This is a genomic window from Streptomyces filamentosus (assembly GCF_014654895.1).
GTDB lineage: Bacteria > Actinomycetota > Actinomycetes > Streptomycetales > Streptomycetaceae > Streptomyces > Streptomyces filamentosus.
Window position 1 is genome coordinate 1,314,711 of sequence record NZ_BNBE01000001.1, and the last position, 23,253, is coordinate 1,337,963.

15 protein-coding genes, 1 tRNA gene and 1 pseudogene are annotated in these 23,253 nt (G+C 74.1%); 7 read left to right on the forward strand and 10 right to left on the reverse strand.

Annotated features, from left to right (window positions below):
- Positions 1-160 precede the first annotated feature (160 nt).
- From rho to IE326_RS05665, 7 genes are all read right to left on the reverse strand, one after another.
- Positions 161-2,173: a transcription termination factor Rho gene (gene rho, locus IE326_RS05635; RefSeq protein WP_190040967.1), complete on the reverse strand. Its 2,013-nt coding sequence runs from the start codon at positions 2,171-2,173 to the stop codon at positions 161-163.
- A gap of 428 nt (positions 2,174-2,601) precedes the next feature.
- Positions 2,602-3,519, reverse strand: coding sequence for a homoserine kinase (gene thrB, locus IE326_RS05640; RefSeq protein ID WP_150231706.1), 918 nt, complete (start codon positions 3,517-3,519; stop codon positions 2,602-2,604).
- Positions 3,520-3,840: 321 nt separating this feature from the next.
- A complete protein-coding gene (gene thrC / locus IE326_RS05645) occupies positions 3,841-4,911 on the reverse strand; it encodes a threonine synthase (protein ID WP_150231704.1) in 1,071 nt (356 codons plus the stop codon).
- A gap of 6 nt (positions 4,912-4,917) precedes the next feature.
- On the reverse strand, positions 4,918-6,207 hold the full coding sequence (locus tag IE326_RS05650) for a homoserine dehydrogenase (RefSeq protein ID WP_030761608.1): 1,290 nt from the start codon (positions 6,205-6,207) through the stop codon (positions 4,918-4,920).
- Positions 6,208-6,345: 138 nt separating this feature from the next.
- Positions 6,346-7,737, reverse strand: a complete 1,392-nt coding sequence (lysA, locus tag IE326_RS05655) for a diaminopimelate decarboxylase (RefSeq protein WP_150231702.1) — start codon at positions 7,735-7,737, stop codon at positions 6,346-6,348.
- 16 nt (positions 7,738-7,753) lie between these two features.
- A complete protein-coding gene (gene nrtL, locus IE326_RS05660; RefSeq protein ID WP_190040968.1) occupies positions 7,754-8,716 on the reverse strand; it encodes an ArgS-related anticodon-binding protein NrtL in 963 nt (320 codons plus the stop codon).
- A 207-nt stretch (positions 8,717-8,923) separates the two neighbouring features.
- Complete coding sequence (locus IE326_RS05665; RefSeq protein ID WP_150231698.1) at positions 8,924-9,400, reverse strand: response regulator; 477 nt, start codon at positions 9,398-9,400, stop codon at positions 8,924-8,926.
- A 160-nt stretch (positions 9,401-9,560) separates the two neighbouring features.
- On the opposite strand from IE326_RS05665, the gene IE326_RS05670 reads away from it, so the two are divergent.
- Positions 9,561-9,632, forward strand: a tRNA-Arg gene (locus IE326_RS05670).
- A 740-nt stretch (positions 9,633-10,372) separates the two neighbouring features.
- On the forward strand, positions 10,373-10,552 hold the full coding sequence (locus tag IE326_RS05675; protein WP_190040969.1) for a hypothetical protein: 180 nt from the start codon (positions 10,373-10,375) through the stop codon (positions 10,550-10,552).
- Positions 10,553-10,609: 57 nt separating this feature from the next.
- Here the strand turns inward: IE326_RS05675 and IE326_RS05680 are convergent, their stop codons facing one another.
- Both IE326_RS05680 and IE326_RS05685 read right to left on the reverse strand, forming a co-directional pair.
- The gene (locus IE326_RS05680; protein WP_190040970.1) at positions 10,610-12,004 is read right to left on the reverse strand and encodes a Mucin-2; all 1,395 of its coding nucleotides are present in this window, start codon (positions 12,002-12,004) and stop codon (positions 10,610-10,612) included.
- 249 nt (positions 12,005-12,253) lie between these two features.
- The gene (locus IE326_RS05685) at positions 12,254-13,819 is read right to left on the reverse strand and encodes a M4 family metallopeptidase (RefSeq protein WP_373310221.1); all 1,566 of its coding nucleotides are present in this window, start codon (positions 13,817-13,819) and stop codon (positions 12,254-12,256) included.
- A 502-nt stretch (positions 13,820-14,321) separates the two neighbouring features.
- Here IE326_RS05685 and IE326_RS05690 point away from each other — a divergent pair.
- The 5 genes and pseudogenes from IE326_RS05690 to IE326_RS05710 all read left to right on the forward strand — a co-directional run.
- Entirely contained in the window at positions 14,322-16,562 is a 2,241-nt protein-coding gene (locus IE326_RS05690) for a HEAT repeat domain-containing protein (RefSeq protein ID WP_190040972.1), read from the forward strand.
- 212 nt (positions 16,563-16,774) lie between these two features.
- Positions 16,775-17,515: a hypothetical protein gene (locus IE326_RS05695; RefSeq protein ID WP_150231671.1), complete on the forward strand. Its 741-nt coding sequence runs from the start codon at positions 16,775-16,777 to the stop codon at positions 17,513-17,515.
- On the forward strand, positions 17,512-18,816 hold the full coding sequence (locus IE326_RS05700; protein ID WP_190040973.1) for an ATP-binding protein: 1,305 nt from the start codon (positions 17,512-17,514) through the stop codon (positions 18,814-18,816). The genes IE326_RS05695 and IE326_RS05700 overlap by 4 nt, the downstream gene beginning before the upstream one ends.
- A gap of 160 nt (positions 18,817-18,976) precedes the next feature.
- The gene (locus tag IE326_RS05705; protein WP_150231668.1) at positions 18,977-20,368 is read left to right on the forward strand and encodes an FtsW/RodA/SpoVE family cell cycle protein; all 1,392 of its coding nucleotides are present in this window, start codon (positions 18,977-18,979) and stop codon (positions 20,366-20,368) included.
- Positions 20,365-21,816, forward strand: a pseudogene (locus tag IE326_RS05710) (penicillin-binding transpeptidase domain-containing protein); the annotation flags it as partial. The gene IE326_RS05705 and the pseudogene IE326_RS05710, both read left to right, overlap by 4 nt.
- 289 nt (positions 21,817-22,105) lie before the next feature.
- Here the strand turns inward: IE326_RS05710 and IE326_RS05715 are convergent.
- Positions 22,106-23,224 (reverse strand): ferritin-like domain-containing protein, encoded by a 1,119-nt coding sequence (locus tag IE326_RS05715; protein ID WP_190040974.1) that lies wholly within the window; start codon positions 23,222-23,224, stop codon positions 22,106-22,108.
- Between the last annotated feature and the right edge of the window lie 29 nt (positions 23,225-23,253).

Below are 23,253 nucleotides of genomic sequence, written 5' to 3' on the forward strand. Positions count from 1 at the left end.
TACGGACCTGTGAGGTTTCGGTGAGCGACCCCCCGAGAACGCGCTGTGCCCACCGCTCCAGGAGCGGTGGGCACAGTGTTCCCGCAGGTCACGAAGGGGTTACGACTCCGAGGGTCGTCCTTCGTGATGTGACGCGGGTCTCCCCGCGTCACCGACGGCGTCAGTCGTTGTTGCTTCCGCCCGGCGTCGTCTTCTGGATCTGCAGCAGGAACTCGGCGTTCGACTTCGTCTGCTTGAGCTTGTCCAGGAGCAGCTCGATGGCCTGCTGCTGGTCGAGCGCGTGCAGGACGCGGCGGAGCTTCCAGGTGATGGCGAGCTCGTCGCTGCCGAGGAGGATCTCCTCCTTGCGGGTGCCCGAGGCGTCGACGTCGACGGCCGGGAAGATCCGCTTGTCGGCGAGCTTCCGGTCGAGCTTGAGCTCCATGTTGCCGGTGCCCTTGAACTCCTCGAAGATCACCTCGTCCATGCGCGAGCCGGTGTCGACCAGCGCGGTGGCCAGGATGGTCAGCGAGCCGCCGTCCTCGATGTTGCGCGCGGCACCGAAGAAGCGCTTCGGCGGGTAGAGCGCGGTCGAGTCGACACCACCGGACAGGATGCGGCCGGAGGCGGGCGCCGCGAGGTTGTACGCGCGGCCCAGGCGGGTGATGGAGTCCAGCAGGACGACCACGTCGTGGCCCAGCTCGACGAGGCGCTTGGCGCGCTCGATGGCCAGCTCGGCGACGGTGGTGTGGTCCTCGGCCGGGCGGTCGAAGGTCGAGGAGATGACCTCGCCCTTCACCGACCGCTGCATGTCGGTGACCTCTTCCGGACGCTCGTCGACCAGGACGACCATCAGGTGGCACTCGGGGTTGTTGTGGGTGATCGCGTTGGCGATCGCCTGCATGATCATGGTCTTGCCGGTCTTCGGCGGGGCCACGATCAGACCGCGCTGGCCCTTGCCGATCGGCGACACGAGGTCGATGATCCGCGTGGTCAGCACGCCCGGGTCGGTCTCCAGGCGGAGCCGGTCCTGGGGGTACAGCGGGGTCAGCTTGTTGAACTCGGGGCGGCCGCGGCCGGAGTCCGGCGCCATGCCGTTGGTCGAGTCGAGGCGGACCAGCGCGTTGAACTTCTCGCGGCGCTCGCCCTCCTTCGGCTGGCGGACCGCGCCGGTGAGGTGGTCGCCCTTGCGCAGGCCGCTCTTGCGGACCTGGGCGAGGGAGACGTACACGTCGTTCGGGCCGGGCAGGTAGCCGGAGGTCCGGATGAACGCGTAGTTGTCGAGGATGTCGAGGATGCCCGCGACGGGGATCAGGACGTCGTCGTCGGAGACCTGCGGCTCGCCGGCGGCGAACTCGTCACGGCCACGACGGCCCCGGCGGTCGCGGTAGCGGCCGCGACGGCCGCGACGGCCGCCCTCGAAGTCGTCGTCGTCGTCCTGCGGGGCGCCGCCCTGCGGCCGCTGGCCCTGGCCCTGGCCCTGCTGCTGGCCCTGGCCCTGGCGCTGCTGGTCCTTGCGCTGGCCGCCCTGCTGCTGGTCGTCGCCCTTGCCGCGCTCGCCGCGCTCGCGCTGGCGGTCCCGGCGGTCCCGGCGGCCCTGGCGGCTGCGGCCCTCGGCGCCGTCCACGGCGGCCTCGGCCCTGTCGCCCTGCTGCTCGGCCTTGGCCTCGGCGCGGACCTCGGTCTTGACGGCCTGCGCGGTCTCGGCACCCTCCGGCGAACCGGCGGGGGCGGTGGCACGGCGACGGCGGCGCTCGCCGGCCGGCTGCTCGTCGGCCTGCTCGGCGGCGGGCGACTTCGAGGGCTGGCCCGGGATGTCGATCTGCTGCTGGGCGGGGGCCTGCTCGGCCTTCTCCGCCTTCGGCTCGGCGGCCTCGGCGGACTCGCCCGTACGGGCCTTGGAGGTGGCGCGGCGCTTCGGCTTGGTCTCGGCGGCGGCCTCGGCCTTGGCGGGGGCGGGGGAGCCTCCGCCGGCCTGCGCCTCCTTGATGACCTCGATCAGCTGGCTCTTGCGCATCCGCGCGGTGCCCCGGATGCCGAGGCCGGACGCGACCTGCTGGAGCTCGGCCAGGACCATGCCCTCGAGGCCGGTGCCGGAGCGGCGGCGCCGTGCGGTGCCGCTGCTGGCGGCGGGCGCGGCGGCGTCGACAGTGCTGTCGGCAGTCACGCCCATCAGATCGGTGGTGTCGCTCACGAAGGGTCCTTCCCTGGAGCGGACGTCGGCCCTGTGGCTCGGCGACCGGTTGTGCTGTCCGGCGGCGGTCCTGGTTGGTGGACCGTGTCCGGGGCGGTGGTCCCGCCGGGATGCGGCGAGAGGGAGAAACGTGCTGTGGGTCCGGCCCGAGCGCCCCCTGCTCGGCCCTCGCATGAGAAGAGCGAGGGGTGTCGTGCCGGTTCCGGAGCGTGCTCGAAACTGCTCAGGCAGGCTGCTCAGGCAGTTGGGGAGGCTCCCGGAAGAATGGGTGGTCCCTGAGGGGACACTCCGCACCGCTCCACAAAGAGGTCGGGTGCAGACTTGAGATTAACACTACCGGCTCCAACAAACATTCCCCCTCTCTCACACCGGCAATCGCGTGTTCAGGACGCTGCCCGGCGTCCCGTACGGCGTGCGCCGCCGCGCGGCTAGGGCGCCAGCGGCAGCACGCTCGCTCCGGACGCGTCGAGGTCGAGCCGGTTGGCGGCCCAGCCCTCGCCCGCGAGCAGGGCGACCTTGTCGGCCGCCTTGGCGTCGGCCAGCGCGAGCACGGTGGGGCCCGCGCCGGAGATGACCGCGGGCACCCCGTCGGCCCGCAGCCGGTTCACCAGGGCGACGCTCTCCGGCATGGCGGGGGCGCGGTACTCCTGGTGCAGCCGGTCCTCGGTGGCCGCGAGCAGCAGCTCGGGGCGGCGGGTCAGGGCCTCGACGAGGAGGGCGGCGCGGCCGGCGTTGGCGGCGGCGTCCACGTGCGGGACGGTGCGCGGCAGCAGGCCCCGGGCGGTCTCGGTCAGCACCGGCTTCCCGGGGACGAAGACCACCGGAACGATGGAGTCCGAGGGCTCCATCCTGATCGCCCGGGCGGCGCCGGACTCGGTCCAGGCGAGGGTGAAGCCGCCGAGGAGACAGGCGGCGACGTTGTCGGGGTGGCCCTCGATCTCGGTGGCCAGCTCCAGCAGGGCGGCCTCGTCGAGCTTGGCGTCCCCGCCTATGGTCACGGCGCGGGCGGCGACGATGCCGGCGCAGATGGCGGCGGAGGAGGAGCCGAGGCCGCGGCCGTGCGGGATGCGGTTGGCACAGACGACCTCCAGGCCGCGCGGCTGCCCGCCGAGCAGGTCGAAGGCCGTGCGCAGGGAGCGTACGAGCAGGTGGCTCTCGTCGCGCGGGAGCGTCTCGGCGCCCTCTCCGGCGATGTCGACGTGCAGCCCGGAGTCGGCGACCCGGACGACCACGTCGTCGTAGAGGCCCAGCGACAGGCCGAAGGCGTCGAAGCCCGGGCCGAGATTGGCGCTGGTGGCGGGGACGCGCACCCGTACGGCGGCGGCGCGGAACGCGGGACCGGCCATCGCTCGATGACTCTCCTTGACTGCGGCAACGGGGTGTTCAAGAGAAGTGCTGGAGAACCCGGGGCACCGTTTCGGCCGTTTCGGTCGCGAGGGGCGACAACGGCAACGACACCGCGCATATGCGCCGGGGCGGGTTCGGTACAGCCTATCGAAGGAAGGTTCTGTGGCGACATAGGGCGCACGGGAGGCGCACGATGCGTGTCGCACGCCAACCTGTGCGCCTATGTACGTTCCTGATCGGGTTTCGACCAGGGCCTTCGCCCGGCCGGGGGAGCCTCCGCTCGTTCCCGAGCGTCCGCTCCCCCGTCCGGGGCATCGGGATCAGGCCAGTCCGAGCCGGGCGGCGGCGGCCACGGCGTCCACCGGGACGGTGACGGGCTGGGGGGCGCCGGCGACGGCCCAGTCGGGGTCCTTCAGGCCGTTGCCGGTGACGGTGCAGACGATCCGCTGGCCCGGGTCGACCTTGCCCTGCTCGGCGGCCTTCAGCAGACCGGCGACCGAGGCGGCCGAGGCGGGCTCCACGAAGACGCCCTCCTGCGCGGCCAACAGGCGGTAGGCGCGCAGGATCTCACGGTCCGTCACCTCGTCGATGAAGCCGCCCGACTCGTCGCGCGCGGCGATCGCGTAGTCCCAGGAGGCCGGGTTGCCGATGCGGATCGCGGTGGCGATGGTCGACGGGTCCTTGACGACCTCGCCGCGCACCAGCGGGGCCGAACCGGACGCCTGGAAGCCCCACATGCGCGGGCGGTGGGTGGCGAGGCCGTCCTCGGCGTACTCGCGGTACCCCTTCCAGTACGCGGTGATGTTGCCCGCGTTGCCGACCGGGAGCACGTGGATGTCGGGCGCGTCGCCCAGCATGTCCACGATCTCGAACGCGGCGGTCTTCTGGCCCTCGATGCGGACCGGGTTGACCGAATTGACCAGCGCCACCGGGTAGTTCTCGGAGAGCGAGCGGGCCAGCGTCAGGCAGTCGTCGAAGTTGCCGTCGACCTGGAGGATCTTCGCGCCGTGCACGAGGGCCTGGCCCATCTTGCCCAGCGCGATCTTGCCCTGCGGCACCAGGACCGCGGAGACCATCCCGGCCCGCACCGCGTACGCGGCGGCGGAGGCGGAGGTGTTGCCGGTGGAGGCGCAGATGACCGCCTTGGCGCCCTCCTCCTTGGCCTTGGTGATGGCCATGGTCATGCCCCGGTCCTTGAAGGAGCCGGTGGGGTTGGCGCCCTCGACCTTGAGGTGCACCTCGCAGCCCGTGCGCTCGGAGAGGACCTGAGCGGGGACGAGCGGCGTACCGCCCTCACGGAGCGTGACGACCGGCGTCGTGTCCGTGACCGGAAGGCGGTCCCGGTACTCCTCGATGATGCCGCGCCACTGGTGGGTGCCCTGGTTGGTCATGGGTCCTTACTCCCCTTCAACACGCATGATGCTGGCGACACCGCGCACGGTGTCGAGCTTGCGCAGCGCCTCGACGGTCCCGGAGAGGGCGGCGTCGGGCGCGCGGTGGGTGACGACGACGAGGCTCGCCTCGCCGTCCTTGCCCTGCTGGCGCACCGTGTCGATCGATACGCCGTGCTCGGCGAAGACCGTCGCGACCTGGGCGAGGACGCCCGGCTTGTCGGCCACGTCGAGACTGATGTGGTACCGCGTGACGACCTCGCCCATGGAGCTCACGGGCAGCTGCGTGTACGCGGACTCGCCGGGGCCCGTCGCCTCGTTGAGACGGTTGCGGCAGACGGCGACGACGTCGCCGAGAACGGCCGAGGCGGTCGGCGAGCCGCCCGCCCCGGGGCCGTAGAACATGAGCCGCCCGGCGGCCTCCGCCTCGACGAAGACCGCGTTGTACGCCTCGCGGACCGAGGCCAGCGGATGGCTCAGCGGGATCATCGCGGGGTGCACGCGCGCGGTGACGGAGCCGCCGTCGGCGGCCCGCTCGCAGATGGCGAGCAGCTTGATGGTGCAGCCCATCTGCTTGGCGGAGGCGAAGTCGGCGGCGGTGACCTCGGTCATGCCCTCGCGGTAGACGTCGTCCAGGCGCACGCGCGTGTGGAAGGCGATCCCGGCGAGGATGGCGGCCTTGGCGGCGGCGTCGAAGCCCTCGACGTCGGCGGTCGGGTCGGCCTCGGCGTAACCGAGCGCGGTGGCCTCGTCCAGGGCCTCCTGGTAGCCGGCGCCGGTCGAGTCCATCTTGTCGAGGATGAAGTTCGTGGTGCCGTTGACGATGCCCATCACGCGGTTGATCTTGTCGCCGGCGAGGGACTCGCGCAGCGGACGGATCAGCGGGATGGCGCCGGCGACGGCGGCCTCGTAGTACAGGTCCTGCCCGTGCTGCTGGGCGGAGGCGTACAGGGTCGCGCCGTCCTGGGCGAGCAGCGCCTTGTTGGCGGAGACCACGGAGGCGCCGTGCTCGAAGGCGGTGGTGATGAGGGTGCGGGCCGGCTCGATCCCGCCGATGACCTCGACGACGACGTCGATGTCCCCGCGTTTGACCAGGGCGGTCGCGTCGGTGGTGATCAGCGAGGGGTCGATGCCGCCGCGGACCTTGTCGGGCCGGCGGACGGCCACGCCGGCGAGCTCCACCGGCGCGCCGATGCGCGCGGCGAGGTCGTCGGCGTGCGTCGTCATGATGCGCGCCACCTCGGAGCCGACAACTCCACAGCCCAGCAGCGCCACCTTCAGCGGACGCGTACGCATCATCCGACCTCGTTTCTCGTACTTCTGATTCGTATCTCTACGGTTCTGACGGGGGTGGAACAAGTCTCACTCACCGGACGGAGTATTCAGCCCTCCGTCCGGATCCTGAGACATCGATTCCACCACCCGACTATTTCATCAGCCGACGTCGAGACGCAGGAGATCTTCCTCCGTCTCGCGGCGGACGATGACCCTTGCTTCGCCGTCCCGGACCGCCACCACGGGCGGCCGGAGGGCGTGGTTGTAGTTGCTCGCCATCGAGCGGCAGTAGGCGCCGGTGGCGGGCACGGCGATCAGGTCGCCGGGCGCGAGGTCGGCGGGGAGGAAGGCGTCCCGCACGACGATGTCGCCGCTCTCGCAGTGCTTGCCGACGACCCGGGAGAGCATCGGCTCGGCGTCGCTGACGCGGGAGACCAGGCTGACGCTGTACTCGGCGTCGTAGAGCGCGGTGCGGATGTTGTCCGACATGCCGCCGTCCACGCTCACGTACGTGCGCAGCCCGTCGAGCGGCTTGATCGTGCCGACCCGGTAGAGGGTGAACGCGGTCGGGCCGACGATGGCGCGGCCCGGCTCCACGGAGATCCGCGGGGTGCGCAGCCCGGCGGCCTCGCACTCGCGCGTCACGATCTCGCCGAGCGCCTTGGCGATCTCGTGCGGCTCGCGCGGGTCGTCCTCGGAGGTGTACGCGATGCCGAGGCCGCCGCCGAGGTCGATCTCGGGCAGCTCCACGCCGTGCTCGTCGCGGACCTCGGCGAGGAGCTGGACGACGCGGCGGGCGGAGACCTCGAAGCCGGCCATGTCGAAGATCTGCGAGCCGATGTGCGAGTGGATGCCGATGAGCTCCAGGCCGTCGAGCTTCAGCGCCCGGCGCACGGCCTCCGCGGCCTGCCCGCCGGCGAGCGCGATGCCGAACTTCTGGTCCTCGTGGGCGGTGGCGATGAACTCGTGGGTGTGCGCCTCGACGCCGACGGTGACCCGGATCTGCACGCGCTGCCGCTTGCCGAGGGACTGGGCCACGTGGGCGACGCGGACGATCTCCTGGAAGGAGTCGAGGACGATCCGGCCGACGCCGGCCTCGACGGCCCGCCGGATCTCCTCCTCGCTCTTGTTGTTGCCGTGGAAGGCGATCCGCTCGGCGGGCATCCCGGCCGACAGGGCGGTGGCGAGCTCGCCGCCGGAGCAGACGTCGAGGTTGAGCCCCTCCTCGTGCAGCCAGCGGACGATCGCGCGGGAGAGGAAGGCCTTGCCGGCGTAGAAGACGTCGGCGTCCGGACCGAACGCCTCGGCCCAGGCGCGGCAGCGGGCCCGGAAGTCGGTCTCGTCGAGGAAGTAGGCGGGGGTCCCGAACTCCTCGGCGAGGTCGGTGACGCGCAGGCCGCCGAGGGTGGCGACGCCCTGCTCGTCCCGGGCGACGGTCCGCGCCCACACCTTGGGGTCGAGGGTGTTGAGGTCGGCGGGCGGCGCGGTGTAGTGGCCCTCGGGGAGGACGTCGGCGTGGCGGGGGCCTGCGGGGTGGGCGGAACGGCTCATGGTCTGGTCTGCTCTTTCAGATCCGGTCGGGTGCGCTGATGCCGAGCACGGAGAGGCCGCCGGCGAGCACCGTCCCGGCGGCTTCGGCGAGCGCGAGCCGGGAGCGGTGGGCGACCGAGGGTTTCTCGTCGCCGAGCGGCAGGACGGTGTGCTGGAAGCCGAGCAGCGCGTCGGCGACGGCTTCGAGGTGCCGCGCGACCCGGTCGGGGGCGCGGTGGCGGGCGGCGGCGAGGAGGACGTCCGGGTGGTCGCGGAGCAGCCCGACGAGCGGGTGGTCCACGTCGGTCCCGTGGTCGGGGAGGACGCCGAGCTGCGCCCCGTTGACGAGGAGCCGTCGGGCGCGGGAGTGCGCGTACTGGACGCGGAAGAGCGGGTTGCGCTCGTGCCGCACGAGGAGCGGGGGCCCGTCGAGGGGCCGGTCGTGGGGCGCGGCCCGCAGCAGCCGCCAGCGGGCGGCGTCGGTGCCGAGCGCCTCGGCGTCGTACGTCCCCGGGTGCACGTGCGGCCGCTCGCCGCCGGCCCCGACGCCGGCGGTGCCGCCCTGCCCGGCCAGCAGTCCGACGAGACAGCCGACGACGACCTGCGCCCGCGCCTCGGCGGCGGGCTCGAAGAGGAAGCCCTCCCCGGCGAGGGCGTCACCGCGTCCGTACGAGGGCCCGGCGGCGCGCACGGCCGCCACGACGTCGGCCCCGCCGCCGGGGCGCAGGGTGAAGTTGAGGAACCCGGGACCGGTGATGTCCACGGCGAGGATCCCGGCGGCCCCGTCGAGCCGCTCCTTCAGTACGGAGGCGACGTCGAGGGCCGGCCGCCCGGCGGGCCGCGCGAGCGAGAGGGCGACGCTGCTGGCGTACTCCCCCACCCCGCCGGGCCGGGCCTTCTCGACCCGCACGGCCGGAGGCACCTCGACCCGCAGCGCACCGTCGTCGACCGCACGGCGCACGGCGTGCTGCACGGTGAGGGAGAGGTCCGCGGGGGTCACGGTCCCAGCCTAGGGGAGGAGGGGGGTCGGAACGCGAACCGGTTTCGCCATGCGGTCACCCCACCGCACACGGCACGCAACCGGAACGAACCTTCCGGGGGCCTCGGGGTCCCTCCGGACCTCGGGCCCTCCTCCGGACCTCGGGCCCTCCGCGGGTCTTCGGGCCCTCCGCGGGTCCTCCTCCGGACTTCAGGTTCTTCCGGACCTTCAGTTCCTTCCGGCTCTCCCGGCTCTTCCGGCGGCCGGACTGCCCGAGGGGCCGTCCCCTGCGGCCGGCTCCTCTCCGGCGTCGGGCCCGCCGGCCTGCCGCCGCGGCCGGGGCTCGCGGTGCAGCAGCTGCCGGACGACCCGCACGAGGTCCGCCGGTTCGAAGGGCTTCGCGAGGAACGCGTCCGCCGCCGGAGCCCCCTCGCCCTCCCCGCACGCACTGATGATCGCCACGGGCAGATGCCGGGTCCGCGGGTCCTCCCGCAGCCGCTGAGCGGTCTTGATCCCGTCCAGCCTGGGCATCACCACGTCGAGGGTGACGACGTCCGGCCGCACCCGATGCACGACGTCCAGACACTCGGCACCATCGGCCGCGGTCACGACCTCGAACCCCTCTAGTTCGAGATTGACCCTGATCAACTGCCGGATGACCTTGTTGTCGTCGACAACGAGCACCCGCCCGGACACGCCTGACACGTGAACGAGAGTAGGCCGCCCCGAGAGGCTGCGTCCGGGTTTTGCCCACTTCCGACCCGCGCGAGCGAACACCCCCCTGGTGACGCCCCGGAAATACCTGTTCACAGGCACCCCGCCGGAGCTGGTAAGGTTTCACCCGTCGCCGCCGAGCAGCGACGAAGCCCCCGTAGCTCAGGGGATAGAGCAACGGCCTCCGGAGCCGTGTGCGCAGGTTCGAATCCTGCCGGGGGCACTTCGCAGAAGTGCCACACAGACCCCGTGATCAGCGGAAACGCTGAGAGCGGGGTCTTGTTGTATGCGCGGGGAGCGGGGCGGTCCCGGATGATGCGGGGATGGATGATCAGGTTCCCGCTGCCGTTCCTGCGCCGGTGTTCGAGCGGGAGTGCGTACCCGTGCTCGTCGGCGGTTCGGTGGTCCCCGGGCGCTTCGCGGTGGGGGGTGCCGACGTCGTCATGGGGCCGGCGGGAACGGTGGTCATCGTGGAGGCGGGTGACGCGCCGGCCGGAAGCGGGGTGTGGAACGCCGAGGAGGTCCGCTTGGTCGGGCCCGCGCCGGCGCCGGTCACGGAGCGGCTCGTGGGGGCGCCCTGGGGCGTGGGCGGAGGCGAGTTGCCGATCCACATCGCGGTCCGCGCCGGGGGGGGTCCGGTACCTGGGTACCGCCCGGGTGAGCCGGGCCGGCACCTCCGACGGTGTTCTCACCGACTGCGCACTGCGCCTCGAAGCGCCCCTGAACAGAGAGCTCCTCGACCGGGTGCGCCCACCGCTCCCGTCCGGGCGCTTGCCGGACCTGGAGTGGCTGGGGGAAGTGAACGGCGACCGTGCGGCGGCTCTCGAACGGTTCGTCACCGGCTGGTACCCCCTCGCGGACGCCGCCGGATCTCCGGTCTCCGCATCACCCCCCAGCGGCTCCGCGTCGCGTCTTCCCGGTGGGCCGAGGCAGTTGTACCGGCTCACGGAGACGCTGCGCCTCGTGCCCCTGCGTCCCTTCTGGCGCGGGGCACCCACCCGCTTCTACGTGGCTCCCGGCCTCGTCGTGCACGTCACCAGCGAGGACGGCGAAGCGTTCGACGCCTGGGCGGGCGCCGCCCACCGGAGCGCCCTGGCCCCGCCGGCCGACCTCCCCGTCGACTGGAACCGGTTCGACGGCTGAGCGTCCCGAGAGGCCGGCCGGCGGTCCGCCGCGGTGGTCGCCCGGGTCGCCCGGTGGTCATGCGGGAACGCCCGCCCGGTCCAGGACGGCGGCCATCTCGTCCTCGGGGAGCGCCGGGTTGGCGCCCGCGCTGGACGCGAGTTCGGGGACGAGGAGGGCCTCGCGGAGGCGGTGGAGCGGGAGACGCGGGTCGAGGGTCGCCGCCTGGCGTGTCCGGACGACGGGGTCGTGGCTGAGACGTTCGATCAGCTCGGGGGTGGCGGCCGGATCCCGTACGGCCAGCCGGCGGTGGTTCCCGTCGGGGTGGTTCGCGTAGCGGGTGGCGAGGCCCTCGCGGGGGAACCGGGGGTGCGTCTCCGCCATCCAGGCGGAGAACGTCCCGCCCAGCCGCGCGAACACCCGCATCAGGACCTCCTCCGGAGCGTCGGGGTGGTGAATGCCCAGGAGGTTGTCCACCACCGGGTCCTCGACGCGGGCGAGCAGGCGCAGCAGGTCGGACGGCAGATGGGGGATCCGGGCTGCGGCGCGCCGGAGCAGCGGGTGGGCGGAGGTCGCGGCCCGGCGTACCACCTCGGGGTCGGCGAGCCCGTCCCGTACCCACCACACGCCGTTGCCCCTGTCGAGGTCCCCGGCCGTGAAGTCGACGGCCATGCGCCGCGTCTCGTCCAGCTCGGGCCGCAGGGAGACGGCGAGCCGTACGGCCTCGTCGGGGTCCACGGCGAGCCGCTCCACGAGGTCGGCGGGCAGCGACGGGTTCTCGGCGAGGGCCGCCAGGTGCGTCCGCTCGGCGACGCACCGCTCGGCGACGGCACGGTCGAGGAGCCCGCGGCGCAGCGCCCCGGCGGCGGACTTCGGGTCGCGGAGGAGTGCGGCGGTCATGCGGGCGTCCCGCCGGCACTCCTGCAACTCTGCGGCCCGCCGCACCTCGGGGTCGGGGTCGGCCAGCAGTGCCGACCGCTCGCCCGCCGACAGGGCCGGCCAGGCGCGCACCGCTTCCCGGCGTGCTGCCCCACGGTGATGAGTGGCCATCGACGCCACGAACGACGGCGCCAGGTGGGGCGACTCCAGCAGTGCCTCGCGTACGGAGGGATCCGGGTCGTCGAGCAGACGGGCGCACGCGGCGTCCGGGAGCGGCGCGACCTTCGTGCGCGGCTCGTACACCTCGGGTCCGTGGGCGAGGGCGGCCCGCACCTTGGGAGAGGGATCGTCCGCGAGCCGAGCCCGCTGTGCGGGCTCGGCCCTGGCACTCGTGGCGAAGCCGATCCGGGCCCCCGGGTGCGGGTGGGCCAGGATCAGCTCGACGGCCGGCCCGGGGAGTCCGGGCCGGTGGAGGACGTCGCGGGGCGGGCGGTCGCCGTCCGCCCCGGAGGCGAGCAGGCGCAGCAGCAGCGGTGTCGGCAGCGCCGGGTTCCTGGCCACTCCGTCCAGCGCGGACGCGTGGAACGCCACCATGTTTCCGCTCCCTCCGCGCCTTCCCCGATCGGTCCGCGTCCATGATCCCGTACGCCGCGCACGCCGTCCGCCGGCCGCTGCCGCACCGGTCCTCGGGATGTCGACCGGCCCGGATGTCCGCCGGGGGAAGGGCCCGTGGACCGTGCCCCGCATGGTCCGGGAGCGCTTCGCGGGACGTGCCCGAGGGTCCCGGTCACGATCCGGGTCGTGACCGGGGCCCTCCGTTCTCCCGGGCGGCTGCTCGGGCGGCTACTTCACGTTGACGGCCTTCCAGGCGGCGTTGACCGCGTTGTACTCGGGGGAGGTCGGGCCGTAGAGGTCGGAGGCCGCGGAGAGGGTGGCGGTGCGGGCGCCGGCGTAGGTGGTGGAGGAGGTCATGTAGGTGGAGAGGGCCTTGTACCAGATCTTGTAGGCGGCCTGGCGGCCGATGCCGGTGAGGGTGGAGTTGTCGTAGGTCGGGGAGTTGTAGGTGACGCCGTTGAGCGTCTTGGTGCCGCTGCCCTCCGCCAGGAGGTAGAAGAAGTGGTTGGCGGGGCCGGAGGAGTGGTGGACGTCGAGGCGGCCGAGGCTGCTCGACCAGTAGTCGGCGGAGCTGCCGTCCTTGCTGGGCTTGTCCATGTAGCGGAGCGGGGTGCCGTTGCCGCGGATGTCGATCTTCTCGCCGATGAGGTAGTCGCCGGTGTCGGCGGCGTTGTTCGCGTAGAACTCGACGGCGGTGCCGAGGATGTCGGAGGTGGCCTCGTTGAGGCCGCCGGACTCCTTGCTGTAGCGGAGGTTCGCGGTGGAGGCGGTGAGGCCGTGGGACATCTCGTGGCCGGCGACGTCGAGGGAGGTCAGCGGCTTGGCGTTGCCGGCGCCGTCGCCGTACGTCATGCAGAAGCAGGAGTCGGACCAGAAGGCGTTGACGTAGGCGTTGCCGTAGTGGACGCGGGAGTAGGCGGCGACGCCGTCGCCGCGGATGCCGTTGCGGCCGAGCTCGTTCTTGTAGAAGTCCCAGGTGACGGCCGCGCCGTAGTGGGCGTCGGCGGCGGCGGTCTCGCGGTTGCCCGCGAGGCCGTTGCCCCAGGTGTCGGTGGAGTTGGTGAAGAGGGTGCCGGTGCCGCTGGTGCCGCCGTTCAGGTCGTACGTCTTGTGGCCGCCGCGCGCGGTGTCCGTGAGGGTGAAGCCGGGGGCGGTGCCGAGGGTGACCTGGCCGCTGTACTGGGTGTTGCCGACGCCCGTCTCGATCGCCTCGTAGGAGTGGAGCTCCTTGCCGGTGGCGGCGTCGGTGACGACGTGCCGCTCGCTGGGCGTGCCGTCGTGCTGGAGGCCCTTGACCACGGTCTCCCAGGCGAGGACCGGCTTGCCGGTGGCGGCCCAGACCACCTTGCGGGCGGTCTCGCCGGCGGCGGTGGCGCGGGCCGCGGCGGCCGTGGTGGGGACGGATATGCGGGCGGCGGTCGCCTTCGTGGTGGAGCGGGCGCCGTTCTTCCGCTGGTGCACGACCAGGTCGCCGCCGAGGACCGGCAGGCCCTCGTAGGTGCGCTCGTACCGGGTGTGGACGGTGCCGTCGGCGTCCTTGACGACGTCCCGGGCGACCAGGGCCTCGCGGTCGCCGAGGCCGATCGCGCGGGCGGTGCCGGCGGCGGCGGACTGGGCCTCCTGGATCGCGGCGGCCCGCTGCGGGGCGCCGAGGACGAGGGCGGTGGCCCCGGCCTCGCGCTGCGCCTCGGCGCCTGCGGTTCCGGTCTGGAGGCCGAGGACGACCGCGGCGGCGGAGGCGACGAGGGCGGTGGTGCGGACGACGGTCCGGCGGTGCGAGGACTGCTGGCGGATCACGCGGGCTCCTTCGCTGGGAAGCGTGGGGGTTTGTGTGGGGGGGGTGCGTGTGGGGAGCGTGCCACTCCCCTTCCTTCTTTGACAGGTGCGCAACAAGGATTTGACCATCTGTTGTCCGAAGGTCGAACGGATCGGTCCGCTATGCGGCGCACCGTCCCCTCCGTCCGCCGGGGGCGACATCGCGCCACGTCTGCGGCGGCGCGGGGAACGGGCGGGGCGATCGGCCGGGCGCGCACACGCGCGCGCGTGTGCGGACGGGCGGGCGGAACGGACAAGAAGGGGCGGGGAACGACGCCGGAAACGCCTCTCCACGCGCGCGCGTACCGGCCGCCCGGAGGGGCGCACCGTCCGCAACGGACGCGCTGCGGAACGTACATGGCGCAAACCGAGCGCAACGTTCCCCGGTCGTGCGGAGGCTGACGCCGGTTCGGCTGCCACGCCCCGCCTGTGGTGCACACTTGCTGACTGGTACAGCGCTCACGGGGAAGGCGGCCAGGCCATGCTGACGGGGATCGAGGAGGTCGACTGGGCCTCGCTGGGGCACGCCTACGGCCCCGCCGACGACGTGCCGGCACTGCTCCTCGGACTCGCCTCGCCCGACCCCTCCGAGCGGGAGTGCGCCCTCGACGGCATGTACGGCGCGGTCCACCACCAGGGCGACGTCTACGACTCCACGCTCGCCTGCATCCCCTTCCTCCTCGAACTCGTCGCCGACCCCGCCGTCCCGGACCGCGGCGGCATCGTCGAACTGCTCACCAGCATCGGCGGGATCGAGCTCGACGACGAGGACGACGACCTCGACGGCCCGTCCGGACCCGACCAGGACGACGCCGACTTCGTCCCGGCCGCGAACTTCGCGATGGCCTCCGCCGCCATCGCCGCCGGCGCCGACGTCTTCCTCGGCCTCGTCGACGACACCGACCCCGAGGTGCGGCTCGCCGCGCCGGTCGCGCTGGCCTCGCTGCACCCGGACCCCGCGCGCGTGCTGACCCTGCTGCGGGAGCGGCTGACCGTGGAGCCCGACACCGAGGTGCGGCTCGCGCTCGTCGCGGCGGTGGGGCGGATCGCGCTGCGGCACGCCTCGCTGCGCGCCGAGACCGTCGACTGGCTGGCCTGGCTCGCCCGCGCGGCACAGGACCCGGGGCTGCGGCTCGCGTCCCTGGCCCAGCTCGCGCGATGTTCGCCGGGGCGGATCCCCGACGACATCGTGCGCCGGGTGACGGAACTGCTCGAAGAGATCCGGACGGCTCCCCGCGCGGTCCCGGACGCGGTTCCCGGCGCGGCGGGCGAGACGGGCGACGGGGCCGAGGGGACCGGTCCGGGCCGGGCGCCGGTGACGCTCGTGGGGCAGGTCCGCGAGCTCCTGGAGGAGCACGTGGCGGGGCGGCACACCCCCTGGACGGAGGAGCTGCTGCGGACCCTGCACGGGGCGCTCGACGACCGCGTGGACGACCGGATCGCGCTGGTCCTCGCCCAGCTGCGCTGCCCCGACCCGGGACAGCGCTCGGACGCGATCTGGCTGTGCGGTGGGCTGATACGGCTCTGGCGGGGGCGGTACGAGGAGGTCGTGGGGCTCGTCGGCGCGCAGCTCACCGACCCCGACACCCGGCTCAGGGAAGCGGCCGGCTCCTTCCTGGAGCGCCTCTTCGAACTGGGCGCCCCGGCGGCCGACGCGCTCGCCGGCGTCCTGACCGCCGGATCGGACGGGCCGGACGGGCCGGGGAGACCGGGTGGAGCGGGTGGGCCCGCCGGGGTGGGTGGACCCACCGGGCCGGGTGGACGCACCGGGTTCGCCGGGCCCGGCGGGCTGGCGGAGCTCACCGGACGGACCTGGCGCGACGGGGCGCTGCTGGCGCTCGCGCGGTCGGGCGACGCGCGGGCCGTGCCGCTGCTCGCGCGGGCCCTGGAGGGACCGGGCGAGGTGCGGCGCGAACTGCTGTACGCCGTCGACGGGCTCGGCCCGGCCGCGGCGGGGCTCGCCCCGCTGCTGCGGCGCAGGCTGGCCGCGGTGGAGCTCGACGAGGAGCTGTACGAGCGGGCGGCGCCGCTGCTGCACGCGCTCGCGTCCGTACGGGGCGCCCAGGCGCTGCCGGAGGTGCTGCGGGTGCTGCGCGGCGCGCCGGAGCACCGCCGCGCGTGGGTGCGGGAGGCCGCCGCCCGTACCCTCGCCGCCTTCGGGCCCTCGGCCCGGGAGGCCGTACCGGAGCTGCGGGAGCTGCTGGACTCGGGGACGGCGGCGGTCGCCACGGCGGCGGCGCGCGCCCTGTGGGCGGTCGAGGGCGACGCGGACACGGTGGTGCCGGTCCTGGAGCGGTGGCTGCGGCCCGGCTCCGCCACCGCCGACCGGTGCGCGGCGGCCCAGGCCCTCGGGGCGATCGGCCCCTCGGCCGCCGGGGCGGCCCGGGCGCTGCGGCCCGGCCTGACCTCGCGGGACCTGTGGGAGAGGGTGCGCTGCGCGGCGGCCCTGTGGCGGGTGGCCGGCGAGACCGAGCGCACCCTGCCGGTCCTGCTGGCGGCCTGGGAGGAGAACCGCCACGCGCGCGTGGACATCGCCGAGTGCCTCGCCGAGATGGGCCCCGCGGCGGCGGCCGCCCAGCTCCCGATCCTCACGGAGCTGACCCGCCGGCGCCGCCACAACACCCGCGAGGGCGCCTCCGGCAGCCACGACGTCCACCAGGACGAGAAGCTGCTGACCCTGTGCCGGGCCGCACTGGCGCGGATGGAGCGGCGGGGGGCGTAAGGGGCCGGAGAGGAGCCCGCGCCGAGAACGGACCCCCACCGAGGACCGGTCCCCCACCGGCGACCGGACCCGCACCGAGAGCCGGGTCCACCCTCGGCACCAGACCCGCCCTCGGCACCAGCCCACCCCCGGCACCGGTCCCGCACTCGGTACGAGGCGGCAAGTCGACATATGGTCTTCTTCAGACCGTCGACGTCCGATCGAGGAGCCGTGTGAGAGCGAACCGGGCCGGCCTCCTCGCCGCCGTCGCCGTCACCGGCGGGGTGCTCGCGGCGACGGCCGGGTGCGGGGCCGGGGACGGGCTGAAGAGCGAGGGCCCGGTGCCGGCCGCCGTGGGGCCGGTGCGGCTGTGGCCCGAGCTGCCGCCCGCTTCGGATCCGCCGGTGGACTACGGCGAGACCGACACCGAGCGGGTGCCGGGGATCACGGTGCGGGGCGGGGACGTGCGGACCGTGGATCCGGTGGCGGTGGTGCGGGCCGAGGTGGAGGCGCACCCCGACACGTACACCGGCGGCGACGGGATGTACGAGGAGACCGCGCGGGCGGTGCTGGCCTGCGACTCCGCGCCCGCGAAGTGCCCGGTGCTGTCGCCGTACTACCGGGACCTCACGGGGAACGGCCGGGACGAGCTGATCGTCGGGATCCGGATGCCGGAGCAGCAGGTCTCCGTCCGCGTGTACATGGCCGAGGACGGCGGGCTCACCCGGGTGATGTCCACCGTCGACCAGGTGGTCAGCGTGGAGCTGGCGGGGCGGAACCTGATCGTGCGGGCCGCCTCCGCGGGGATCCCGGGGTACGAGTACCGCACAGCCTGGGTCTGGGACGCGCGCCAGCACAGCATGCTGCCGACCCGGGACGAGATCGTGCCCGTGCGCGACGGCACCGCGCCCTCCCCCCGTACGACCCCCCGCCGCACGGCTCCCGCGCCCGTCTCCCCGGAGCCCGCCGCGTGACGCCGCGCCGGACCCGCCGGCCGCGGGCGCCCGCCTGGACCGCGACGCTCACCTGGAAGGCGGCGGTCTTCATCGCGGTGATGTGCTGCGCGCTGGCCGCCCTGCTCGGCACGCTGGTGCACGTCTCCGTGACCGGGCAGACCGTGCGGGACGCGCGGGAGAAGGCCCTGGCCCGGCTGGTGGACGCGACCCGGCTGTACGAGGCGGGCGAGCCGCTGCCGCCGTTCGCCGGGCTCGATCCGGCGGGGCTGCCGGATCCGCTGCGGCGGCTGACGGCGCGCGGCGAGCGCGGCACGATGGTCGCCGACCACCGGGGGCGCCCCACCATGTGGGCGGCGGCCCCGGCGGACGGGCACGCACTGGCGGTGCGGGTGGACCACAGCCTGGGCGCGGGGACCATCGACGCCCTGGACCGGTCGATCGTCGGGTCCTCGATCCTCGCGATCGGGGCGACGCTGGCCGTCGGCGCCTTCGCCGTGACCCGGGTGACCCGCCGGCTCCACGCGACCGCGCAGGTGGCCCGCCGGATCACCGCGGGGGACCTGGACGCGCGCGTGGACGACCCCCGGACCCGGGACCCGCGGCGTCCGCAGGACGAGGTGGCGACGGTCTCCGGGGCGCTGGACACCATGGCCGCCTCGCTCCAGCGCAAGCTCCAGAGCGAGCAGCGGTTCACGGCGGACGTGGCGCACGAGCTGCGGACCCCGCTGACCGGCCTCTCGGCCGCCGCCGAGCTCCTGCCGGAGGGGCGGCCCGCGGAGCTGGTGCGGGACCGGGTGCGGGCCATGCGGGGGCTGACCGAGGACCTGCTGGAGATCTCCCGGCTCGACGCCCGCAACGAGACCGTGGACCTGGCCGTGCACGAGCTGGGACCGCTGGTCGAGCGGGTGGCGCGCGCCTCGGGCACGGGACCGGGGGCGGGGACGGGGACGGAGGTGCGGGTCGTCCGGGACGCGGAGGTGGAGACGGACCGCCGCCGCCTCGAACGGGTGCTGGGGAACCTGATCGCCAACGCCCACCGGCACGGCGGACCGCCGGTGGTGGTGACCGTGGACGGGGCCACGGTGACCGTGCGGGACCACGGGCCGGGTTATCCGGCGTACCTGCTCGCCTCCGGTCCGCAGCGCTTCCGCACCGAGAGCGGCGGCAAGGGGCACGGCCTCGGCCTGACCATCGCCGTGGGGCAGGCCGAGGTGATCGGCGCGGAGCTGGAGTTCGGCGGCGCGGAGGGCGGCGGCGCCGAGGCCCGCATCCGGCTGCCCGAGTACGTACGGTTCGAGGACGACCCCCGGGAACCGTGACCGCCCGCCCGGCCCCCCGCCCCGTACGGCGGAGTCCCCCGCCCCGGCACATCCGACCCGTCCGACCCGGACGCACCCGATCCGTCCGGCCCCGACACACCGCGCAACCCATCGTCACACAAAAGGGACATACGGCATACGGCTTGCTACGTTGCCGACCATGACCGCACCTCGGAGCACGGACGCGCCCGCGGACGCGCCGCCACCCGGCGTCCGGGGCCCGAAGCGGCGCGGGGTGGAGCTGGTGCTGCTGCTCGGCGCCGTCCTCATCTCCGTCTGCGGCTACGCCGAGGTGGGCCTCGCCCACGACGGGGCGGTGCCGCCGGACGCCGCGCGGTACGGGGCGGGCCTGGGACTCCTCGCGCTGCTCGCGCACCTCGCCGTACGGCTGCGGGCCCCGTACGCCGATCCGCTGCTGCTGCCCATCGCCGTCCTGCTCAACGGCCTCGGCCTGGTCCTGATCTACCGGCTGGACCTGGAGACCCCCCGCGACCAGGCGGCGACCCCCCAGCTCGTCTGGTCGACGCTCGGGGTGGCGCTCTTCATCGTGGTCGTGCTGCTGCTGCGCGACCACCGCGCCCTCCAGGGGTACGCGTACGTGTCCGTCGCCGCCGCGCTCGCCCTGATGATCCTGCCGATCTTCTTCCCGGCGGTGAACGGGGCCCGGATCTGGATCCGGATCGGCGGGCTGTCCTTCCAGCCGGGCGAGTTCGCGAAGATCCTGCTGGCGGTGTTCTTCGCCGCGTACCTCTCCGCCAACCTGAGCGCCCTCGCCTACGCCGGCCGCCGGATCTGGAGGTTCCAGTTCCCGACCTGGCGGGTGCTCGGGCCGATCGTGGCGATCTGGCTGGTGAGCGTCGGCGTCCTCGTCCTGGAGCGGGACCTCGGCACCTCGCTGCTCTTCTTCGGCCTCTTCGTGATCATGCTGTACGTGGCGACCGGCCGCACCGGCTGGATCGCCATCGGGCTGCTGCTCGCCGCCGCCGGGGCCTTCCTCATCGGCTCGGTCGAACCGCACGTGCACAGCCGGGTGGAGGACTGGCTGGATCCGTACGCCTCGATCCGGGCCGGCGACGGTCCCGGGCAGCTCGCGCAGTCGCTCTTCGCCTTCGCCGCGGGCGGGATGCTCGGCACCGGCCTCGGCCTCGGCCACTCGGTCCTCATCGGCTTCGCCGCCAAGTCCGACTTCATCCTGGCGACGGCCGGGGAGGAGCTGGGGCTCGCCGGGCTGTGCGCGCTCTTCCTGCTGTACGCGCTCTTCGTGGCGCGCGGCTACCGCGCCGGGCTCGCGCTGCGGGACCCCTTCGGGCGGCTGCTCGCGGTCGGGCTCGCGTCGATCGTGGCCCTCCAGGTCTTCGTCATCGCGGGCGGGGTGATGGGGCTGATCCCGCTCACCGGCATGGCGATGCCCTTCCTCGCGCAGGGCGGCTCGTCGGTGGTGACCAACTGGGTGATCGTCGCGCTCCTCGTCCGGATCAGCGACTCGGCGCGGGCGCCCCGGCCGGAGAGCGCGGACACCGGCGAGCTCGCGCGGGTGGAGGCGGGCCGGTGATCCGCTACATCCGGCGGGCCGCCGCGCTCTGTCTGCTGCTGCTGGCCGCGCTGCTGGTCAACGCGGTCCGGGTGATGCTGGTCGAGGCGGCCGAGCTGGACGCGAATCCGGCCAACCGGCGGACCGCCATCGCCCGCTGGGCCGAGCCGCGCGGCGAGATCGTCGTCGACGGCCGGCCGGTGACCGGCTCCCGGGACAGCGGGCAGCAGCTGCGCTGGGAGCGGACCTACCGGCGGGGGCCGCTGTACGCGCCGGTGACCGGCCACGCCTCCCAGACGTACGGCACCACGATGGTCGAGCACGCCGAGGACGAGCTCCTGTCCGGCGCCGACCCGATGCTGGCGCCGCTGCCGCTGTGGAACGACCTCACCCGGGGCCGCTCCCCCGGCGGCGACGTGGTGACGACGATCCGCGCGTCGATGCAGGAGGCGGCCTACTGGGGGCTCGACGGCAAGCGGGGCGCGGTCGTGGCGCTCGAACCGTCGAGCGGCCGGATCCTGGCGCTCGTCTCCTCCCCCTCGTACGAGCCCGGCGTGCTCTCCGGCACCGGCGCGGACGTGAAGGACGCCTGGGCCCGGCTGACGACCTCGCCTAACCAGCCGATGCTCAACCGCGCGCTGCGGCAGACGTACCCGCCCGGCTCCACCTTCAAGATCGTGACGGCGGCGGCGGCGCTGGACTCCGGGGTCGTGCGGGACGTGGACGCGCCGACGGACACCCCGGACCCCTTCGTGCTGCCCGGGACCCGGCAGGTGCTGCCGAACGAGGCCCGGGGCTGCGCGGACGCCTCGCTGGCGTACGCCCTCCAGTGGTCGTGCAACACGGTGATGGCCGGGCTCGGCGTGGACGTCGGCCTGGAGGGGATGGTGGAGGCGGCGGAACGCTTCGGCTTCGACGACACGACGCTGCGGGTGCCGTCCTGGGTGGCGAAGTCCAACTTCGACCGCGTGATGAGCCCGGACCAGCTGGCGCTGTCGTCGATCGGGCAGTTCGACACGACGGCCACCCCGCTCCAGATGGCGATGGTGGCCGCCGCCGTCGCCAACACCGGGGAGATCGCGCAGCCGTACCTGGTCGACCGGACGACCACCTCCGGCGGGGCGACGGTGGACCGCACCCCGCGCCGCACCTACCGGCAGGCGATGAGCGCGGCGACCGCCTTCCGGCTCCAGCGGCTGATGGTGCGGGCGGTGGAGGAGGGCACGGGCACCAACGCGGCGATCCCCGGCGCCCGGGTCGGCGGCAAGACGGGCACCGCGCAGCACGGCTTCGGCAACACGGGGACCCCGTACGCCTGGTTCATCGCCTGGGCCCAGGCCGAGGACTCGGCCCGCCCGGCGGTCGCGGTGGCCGTGGTCGTCGAGGACGCGGAGGCCGCCCGCGCGGACATCAGCGGCGGCGGCAGCGCGGCGCCGATCGCCAGGGACGTGATGCGGGAGGCGCTGCGCCTGGAGGCGGAGTCCCGGGGCGCGCCGGGCGCCCGGGGCACCCGTGCCACGGAGCCGCCGGCCCCGGCCCGGCCGCGCGGGGCGCCGGGCGCGCGGCGGGCCCCGGAGACGACGCGCCCGGCCGCCCCGGCCAGCCCTGCCCCGGCCGCCCCGGCCGCACCCGCCCGCCCCGCTCCGGACCGGACCGTCCCGGCCGCACCGCGCGGAGCGCCCGGCGAGCGGCCTTCCGCCCCCGCGCGGAAGCCGTCCGCCGTCCCGCGCGGAGCGCCCGGCTCCGGAGGCTGACGCCCTACCCCTCCGCCGCCCCGTCCGCGACCATCTCGGCCACCTCGGCGACCCGGGCCCGCTCCTCCGCCGCGAAGCGTTCGGCGTCGAGCCGCTCGGCGACCTCCTCGTCCCGGGTCATGAGGAGGTCGAGGCTGGAGTCGCCCATGTCGAAGACGCCCATGTCGAGGTAGGCCCTCTGGAGGCGTTCGCCCCACAGGCCGATGTCCTTGACGCAGGGGACGATCCGGCTGAAGAGGAGCTTGCGGAAGAGGTGCAGGAACTCGCTCCGCTCGCTGAACTCCTCCGCCTCCTTCCTCGGGACGCCGAAGTTCTCCAGGACCTCGACCCCGCGCAGCCGGTCGCGCATCAGGTGGCAGCCCTCGATGACGAACTCCTCGCGCTCGCGGAGCTCGGCGTCGGTGAGCTGCTTGTAGTGGTCGCGCAGGGCCATCCGGCCGAAGGCGACGTGCCGGGCCTCGTCCTGCATGACGTAGGCGAGGATCTGCTTCGGCAGCGGCTTGTCGGTGGTGTCGCGGATCATGCCGAAGGCGGCGAGGGCCAGGCCCTCGATGAGCACCTGCATGCCGAGGTAGGGCATGTCCCAGCGGGAGTCGCGGAGCGTGTCGTCGAGGAGGGCCTGGAGGTCGTCGTTGATCGGGTAGAGCATCCCGATCTTCTCGTGGAGGAAGCGGCCGTAGACCTCGGCGTGCCGGGCCTCGTCCATGGTCTGGGTGGCGGAGTAGAACTTGGCGTCGAGGTCGGGCGCGGACTCGACGATCCGGGCGGCGCAGACCATGGCGCCCTGTTCGCCGTGGAGGAACTGGCTGAAGTTCCAGGCGGCGTAGTGGCGGCGGAGGTCGCCCTTGTCCTTCTCGGTGAGCTTGGCCCAGTACCGGGTGCCGTGGAGGGCGAGCGCCTCGTCGGGGGTGCCGAGCGGGTCGTACGGGTCGACCTCCAGGTCCCAGTCGATGCGGCGGGCGCCGTCCCACTGCTTGTCCTTGCCCTTCTGGTAGAGGGCGAGGAGCCGGTCGCGGCCGGCGCCGGCCATGTCGTACTCCCAGGAGAAGCGGGCGTCGCCGGAGGCGGGGATCTCCCGGCCGGGTCCGGACGGGGGGTTCACGTAGAGCTCGTGCGTCGACATCGACCACTCCTTCCAAGCACCGGCCCTCG